The organism is Desulfonatronospira sp. MSAO_Bac3 (genome assembly GCF_003838035.1).
In the GTDB taxonomy this organism is placed as follows: domain Bacteria; phylum Desulfobacterota; class Desulfovibrionia; order Desulfovibrionales; family Desulfonatronovibrionaceae; genus Desulfonatronospira; species Desulfonatronospira thiodismutans.
In genome coordinates this window covers 1-5,938 of sequence record NZ_QYZY01000237.1, presented here as the reverse complement: position 1 = coordinate 5,938, position 5,938 = coordinate 1, and the positions used below count along the sequence as shown (strand labels likewise).

Sequence of the window (5,938 nt, the reverse complement as noted above, 5' to 3'; positions counted from 1 at the left end):
TTTTCCGGCACTCATGAATGCCAGAAGAAAGTGAGTGCTGGATGGCTAATGCAATCTGCGGCTTCCGGCCGCTGATTGCTTATCCTGTCAATCCTGTTAATCCTGTCTAAGTTTCTTGTTTATTATGACAGGGTTTCAGGAGTAAGCCACTAAAGCCGGTTTTAAAAGCGGTCTCTTGATCCCCGGATTCCTTGATCCCCAATGCCTCAATTCAAGATTCCAAAAAGATTCAATTTAATCCCTGCTTCCGTCTGTATAACTTATCCTTGAAGCATTCCAGGATATTGTCTACAACACATACTTTGCCCGCTGCAGGGGCCATGTGGACGGTTACCGACAGGTTTGCCTCGGTTACGGTTTATCAGTTGCCGTGTTTTTTTTATCGGTCCAATCTGTCCAGCCAGAGTATCGCTATTCATGAACCTCTAACCATGCACAACCTCACAATATGAGTATTGAAAAAATTTTACTCGCCACCAAGATGGAAAGCAGAGGTGCCAGGAACATGGCCCAGGAGATCATGGCCTGGATGGAAAAAAGAAACTGCAGTTCCTGCATGGCCGCCTTTCCTTATGAAAAGGACATGGAAGACCTGCCCTGGAACACCCCTGATCTTATCCTGGTCCTGGGCGGGGATGGGACCATGCTGAGCGTGGTGCGCACCCTGCTGGACTGGCAGGTGCCCTTTCTGGGGATCAACCTGGGCAAAGTGGGGTTTCTGGCCGAGGTATCCCCCCTGACCTGGAAGGAGCAACTGAGCATGGTCCTGGAATCCGGCGGCCGGATCTCGCGCAGGATGCTGCTGGAGTACTCCATTTTCCGTGGAGGACGCAAGAGGGATACCGGGGTGGCCGTCAACGAACTGGTGGTCAGCCGGGGGGAACTGGCCAGGATAATCTCCCTGGACCTGGAGTCATCCCAGGGCGCCCTTGAATCCATACGGGCAGACGGCCTCATTGTCTCCACTCCCACAGGCTCCACAGCTTACTGTATCTCCGCCGGAGGCCCCCTGGTCCACCCGGAAATGCAGGCAATGATCCTGACCCCGGTATGCGTTTTCCTGCACGATTTCAAGCCCATGGTCATGCCGGCCTCGGAGTCCATACTGCTGCGCATCGGCAACTCCACCCAGGAAGCCTACCTGACTGTAGACGGACAGACCGGTTTTGTCCTAAAACCAGGTGATGAGCTGAGAGTCAAAAGATATCATGTGGACCTGCAGCTTCTCATGTGCCGCGATGAGGGTTTTATAAACAAGCTCAGGTATAAAAAGTTTTTTATCAGGGGGTAGAGTTGGCAAGGCTGCCGCACATTTCATCCGTTTCCAATGTATATTACGGTCAGGATCCGCACCTGGATGCCTGGCTTCTGCATTTCATGCTGGAAAACAACATCGAGCACCTGGTCAATCCCAGGGTCAACGCTTCAGCTGAACAGCTGCGGTTCATGGTGGACATCGACGAAGGCCAGCTTTTCGCTCCATGCACGGACTGGATGTTCGCCAACCTTCTGCAGACCAGGATGAGCCCGGATCTAAAAAAAGAATACCTGCAGACCTGGAAGAAGCTGATTTTTCTCATTAGAAACTATTCCAGCGACGATTTCGTCAAAAAGAAGGTCCTCTCCCTGTGCAAGCATATTCTGGGCAAGGTGCTCAGGTCGCCTTTCATGATACCTTCCAGGCTGCACAAAAGGATGCTGGATATTTTTCTCAGTCAGAACACCCTGCAGGATCCTTACCGGGAGCGCAAATGCACCTACAACCGCAGAGCTCTGGAGTTCATGCACACCCCCGGATTTTTCAGGTTTATAAGTTCCTGTCCCAGTTCCACCATGAGCTGCGAGAAGATACAGGACCTGCGCTGGGAGCTGGATCTGCTGGAACTCAAGCGTTTTTTCTGCCTGTCTACATGGGACAGCATCTGGCAAGAAGAGGATTTCGCCCCGGACCAGCAGGAGATAGAGCAGGAGCTGAGCCGAAGCTGGCAGGACTTCCGCGAGGTAATGACCAGTCTTTTCGGCCCGGAAAACGTATACCGGATCAAGATACTCTATCTCCCCAGCCAGAGCGGAGGGCTGGTCTATGATATGCAGGTGATAAAAAATCTCATCCGCCAGGGACACAAGGTGACCCTGGCCCTGAAGGAGGGATTCTACTACGAGTACCCGACTCTCTGGGATTGCTATGCAGACAGTGTGCTGGCTCATCTGCTCAGTGAAGCCAGCTTCCTGGAGGAGAGCCAGGCATCCAAAAATGATTTTCTGAAAAAACAAAGGGAAAACAACCTGGTGGTCATCTCCGACGGCAGCAGGGAGAGACTTAACCTCTACCGTACCAGTGTCACCTTCTCCCGGGCCTGGAAAGAATCTGACCTGGTGATTGCCAAGGGCCTGGGAAACTATCGCAGGCTTATCCAGAACTCTTGTGCTTTTACCCGCGATATTCTCTGCCTGTTCAGGGATGAAGATTATGAGGTGAAGTTCGAATTCAAGTCCAAAAGTTCAAGGGTGCGCAAAATTACCGAAAAGGAGATCCTGGCCAAGGCGGAAAACATCAAGAAGCAGATGGCTGAAGTCAGGAGGCAGGGGCAGAGGGTGCTGTTCTACAGCGCCATCATCGGAAGCATACCTGGACAGACCAGGACCGCCCTCAGGGTCCTCAATACCTTTGTGGACTATATTCGCAGCCGTATGTCCGGTACTTTCATCATCAATCCGGCCGAACATTTCGAGCAGGGTATGGATGGAGACGACCTGATGTACATGTGGGAGATCGTGCAGCGAAGCGGCCTCATAGATGTCTGGAGATTTCAGAGTGTGCGCGACATTGAAAAGAGCTTTGAGCTTATGGGTGAGCGTGTCCCGCCTGTCTGGGCGGGCAAGGACGCTACCTTTTCCACGGGCTGTACCAAGGAAATGCACATTGCCTTAGACGTGCAGAAAAAGTATCCGGAGATGCAGATCATCGGACCCAGCCCGGAACAGTTTTTCAGGCGCAGGGAGTACGGAGTGGGCAAGTTTTTTGACGCCAATATAGAAAAGGAACCGGAGCAGTATGCCAGTTTTTAGAAAAGCGCGGGATTTATTCACAGGCTGGCTTGCAGGATATCCTTGCTGGGCGGTGATCCCGGCCTTCCTGGTGCTTTTTCTCTGGGGGTGCGCCCCGGAAGAGCCCGTTCTGGAACCCGAGCCGGTGGATATTCCACCCCTGTTTGCACCGGTGGACGGCCGGGAAGTCGTGGGGATTGTGCAGAAAGACCTTCAGGAACAGGGCCTTGACAGCTGGGAAGACCTGGCTCCGGCCCTGGAAAAGAGCCTTGATTACGTCAGGACCAGGGACGGCGACCAAAAGGCGGTTTGCCAGCCGGAGCTTTGCCTGACCTGGTCGGATATAAAAGAAACCCTGGAACTTTTTATCCAGCTTTTGCCGGATATTGACCGCAACCCTGAACTGCTTAAACATTATTTTGATTTTTACGCGGTAAACCCTGACGTGCTTCTCACCGGCTATTACGAGCCAGAGCTTAAGGCTTCCAGGGAGAAACATGATGATTTCAGGCATCCGGTTTATGGCAGGCCGGACAACCTGAAAAGTGTTGATCTGGGCCAGTTTCACCCCCGCTGGAAAGATCAGAGGCTTTATTACAGGCTGGAGAACGGCGAAATAAAGCCCTATTACAGCAGGGGGGAGATAGAACTGGAAGACGCCCTGGCCGGACGCGACCTGGAGATAGCCTGGGTTAAGGATCCCATTGACCTGTTTTTTCTGCACATCCAGGGATCGGGAAGGCTTAAGTATCCAGGCGGAGATTACAAGCATGTCCTGTACGCCGATAGAAACGGCCATCAGTATGTTGCCCTGGGCAGGGTCCTGGTGGATCTTGGCTTTCTTGAGCAGGACGAGGTGAGCATGCAGTCCATACGGGCAGTACTTCAGGAAAACCCGGATATAAAGCATGAGCTCATGGCCAAAAATCCCAGTTATATATTTTTTCACCTGGATGACCAGGGCCCAAGAGGCTCCACGGGGCAGATACTTACCCCCTGGGTCAGCGTGGCCAGCGATCCGGAGGTTATTCCCTGGGGTTCTGTCATGATAATGGATGCAGAACTGCCGGAATACCAGGGTCAAAAGACCCACATCCAGGGGCCGGTAACCGCTCAGGATACTGGAGGAGCCATCCGGGGCAGACATCTGGATTTTTTCTGCGGTTTCGGGGAGAGGGCTGAATATATTGCCGGCAAGATGAGCGACAGGGCTGATATTTTTTTCATGGTTCGCAAATATGGTAAGAATTAACGAAATACTGGACAAGGTTTCCGGTTACCTTTCCGGGCCGGACCAGGCCCTTATACAGAAGGCGTACGTGTTTTCCGCGTCCGCCCACGCCGGACAGATACGCTTGAGCGGAGAGCCCTATCTGTCTCATCCCCTGGAAGTCTCGGACATGCTTGCCGACCTGCATCTGGATGCAGACACCATTGCTGCAGGTCTTCTGCACGATACTGTGGAGGACACCAAGGCCAGCCTGGAGGAGGTCCGGGATCAGTTCGGGGAGGAAGTAGCCAGGATAGTCAAGGGTGTGACCAAGATCGGCAAGATGAGCTTTGACTCCAAGGAGGAGGCCCAGGCCGAGAATATCCGCAAGATGATCCTGGCCATGGCCGACGACATCCGGGTCATCCTGGTCAAACTGGCCGACCGCCTGCACAATATGAAGACCCTGGAGCACCAGAGTTCATTCAAGCAAAAGGCCGTGGCCCAGGAAACCATGGACATATATGCCCCCTTGGCCAACAGGCTGGGCCTGTACCGGCTCAAGATCCAGCTGGAGGACCTGAGTCTTCGGTACATGAAGCCGGACGTCTATTTTCAGATCCAGGAAGGGGTGAACAAGCAGAAGGTCGTCGGCGAACAATATATTCAGAAGGTCTGCCAAAACATTGAGGAGATACTGGAGCAAAACTCTATTGAGGGGCGCGTTTCGGGACGCATGAAGCATATTTACAGCATCTACCACAAGATGGTGCAGCAGGGCCTGAGCCTGGACCAGGTCTTTGACATTATCGCTTTCAGGGTGCTGGTGCAGAGCATAAAGGACTGCTATGCCGTACTGGGACTGGTACACTCCATCTGGAAACCGGTGCCCGGGCGGTTCAAGGATTATATATCCATGCCCAAGGCCAATATGTACCAGAGTCTGCATACCACTGTCATCGGTCCTGACGGGGAACGTATTGAAATCCAGATCCGCACCGAGGAAATGCACAAGATGGCTGAGTTCGGGGTGGCTTCACACTGGCGCTACAAGGAGGACGGTAAAAACAGGTTCAAGGACAAGGACGCAGAGAGATTTTCCTGGCTCAGGCAGATTCTGGACTGGCAGGAAGAGCTCAAGGACCCCAGGGAGTTTATGGCCTCACTGCGCTTTGATCTTTTCGAGGACGAGGTTTACGTTTTTACTCCCCGCGGGGAGGTCAAGGAACTGCCAGAAGGGGCCACACCCATCGATTTCGCCTACATGATCCACACTGAGGTGGGGGACCGCTGTGCCGGAGCCAAGGTCAACGGTAAGCTTGTGCCCTTGAATACCGTTCTTAAGAACGGGGATACAGTAGAGATCATCACCGACCCTCACCGTCATCCCAGCCGGGACTGGCTCAGGTTAGTGAAGACCGCCAAGGCCCGCACCAGGGTCAAGCAGTGGATCCGCAACGAGGAGCGACAGCAGAGCATCGCCCTGGCCAAGGAGGTCCTGGAAAAAGAAGGCCGCAAGATGGGCATAAACATCAACAAGGTCTTAAAGCAGGGACAGCTCCAGCCCATAGCTGCGGATTTTTCGTACAAGTCGGTTGACGATCTGCTTTCAGCCGTGGGGTATGCCCGCATTACTCCCAGGCAGGTCTTAAACAGACTTCTGCCCAGGGAGGAACAGCG

Annotated in this window: 4 protein-coding genes; all 4 read left to right on the top strand. The window is 53.3% G+C overall.

The window, feature by feature from the left end; genetic code table 11:
• The first annotated feature begins 448 nt into the window (after window positions 1–448).
• Window positions 449–1,291, top strand: coding sequence for an NAD(+)/NADH kinase (locus D5S03_RS08225; protein ID WP_287043410.1), 843 nt, complete (start codon window positions 449–451; stop codon window positions 1,289–1,291).
• A gap of 2 nt (window positions 1,292–1,293) precedes the next feature.
• Window positions 1,294–3,069 carry an ARMT1-like domain-containing protein gene (locus tag D5S03_RS08220; RefSeq protein WP_008870549.1) on the top strand — a complete coding sequence of 592 codons (1,776 nt, stop codon included), beginning with the start codon at window positions 1,294–1,296 and terminating at the stop codon, window positions 3,067–3,069.
• Between the two features lie 52 nt (window positions 3,070–3,121).
• Window positions 3,122–4,300, top strand: coding sequence for a murein transglycosylase A (gene mltA, locus D5S03_RS08215; protein ID WP_040418934.1), 1,179 nt, complete (start codon window positions 3,122–3,124; stop codon window positions 4,298–4,300).
• On the top strand, window positions 4,287–5,938 hold a 1,652-nt coding region (locus tag D5S03_RS08210; protein WP_287043408.1), incomplete at its 3' end, for a RelA/SpoT family protein. The genes mltA and D5S03_RS08210, both read left to right, overlap by 14 nt.

What these genes read in the sequence shown, in the direction of transcription:
- D5S03_RS08225 (WP_287043410.1), top strand. Translation starts at nt 449, where the DNA reads ATGAGTATTGAAAAAATTTTACTCGCCACCAAGATGGAAAGCAGAGGT.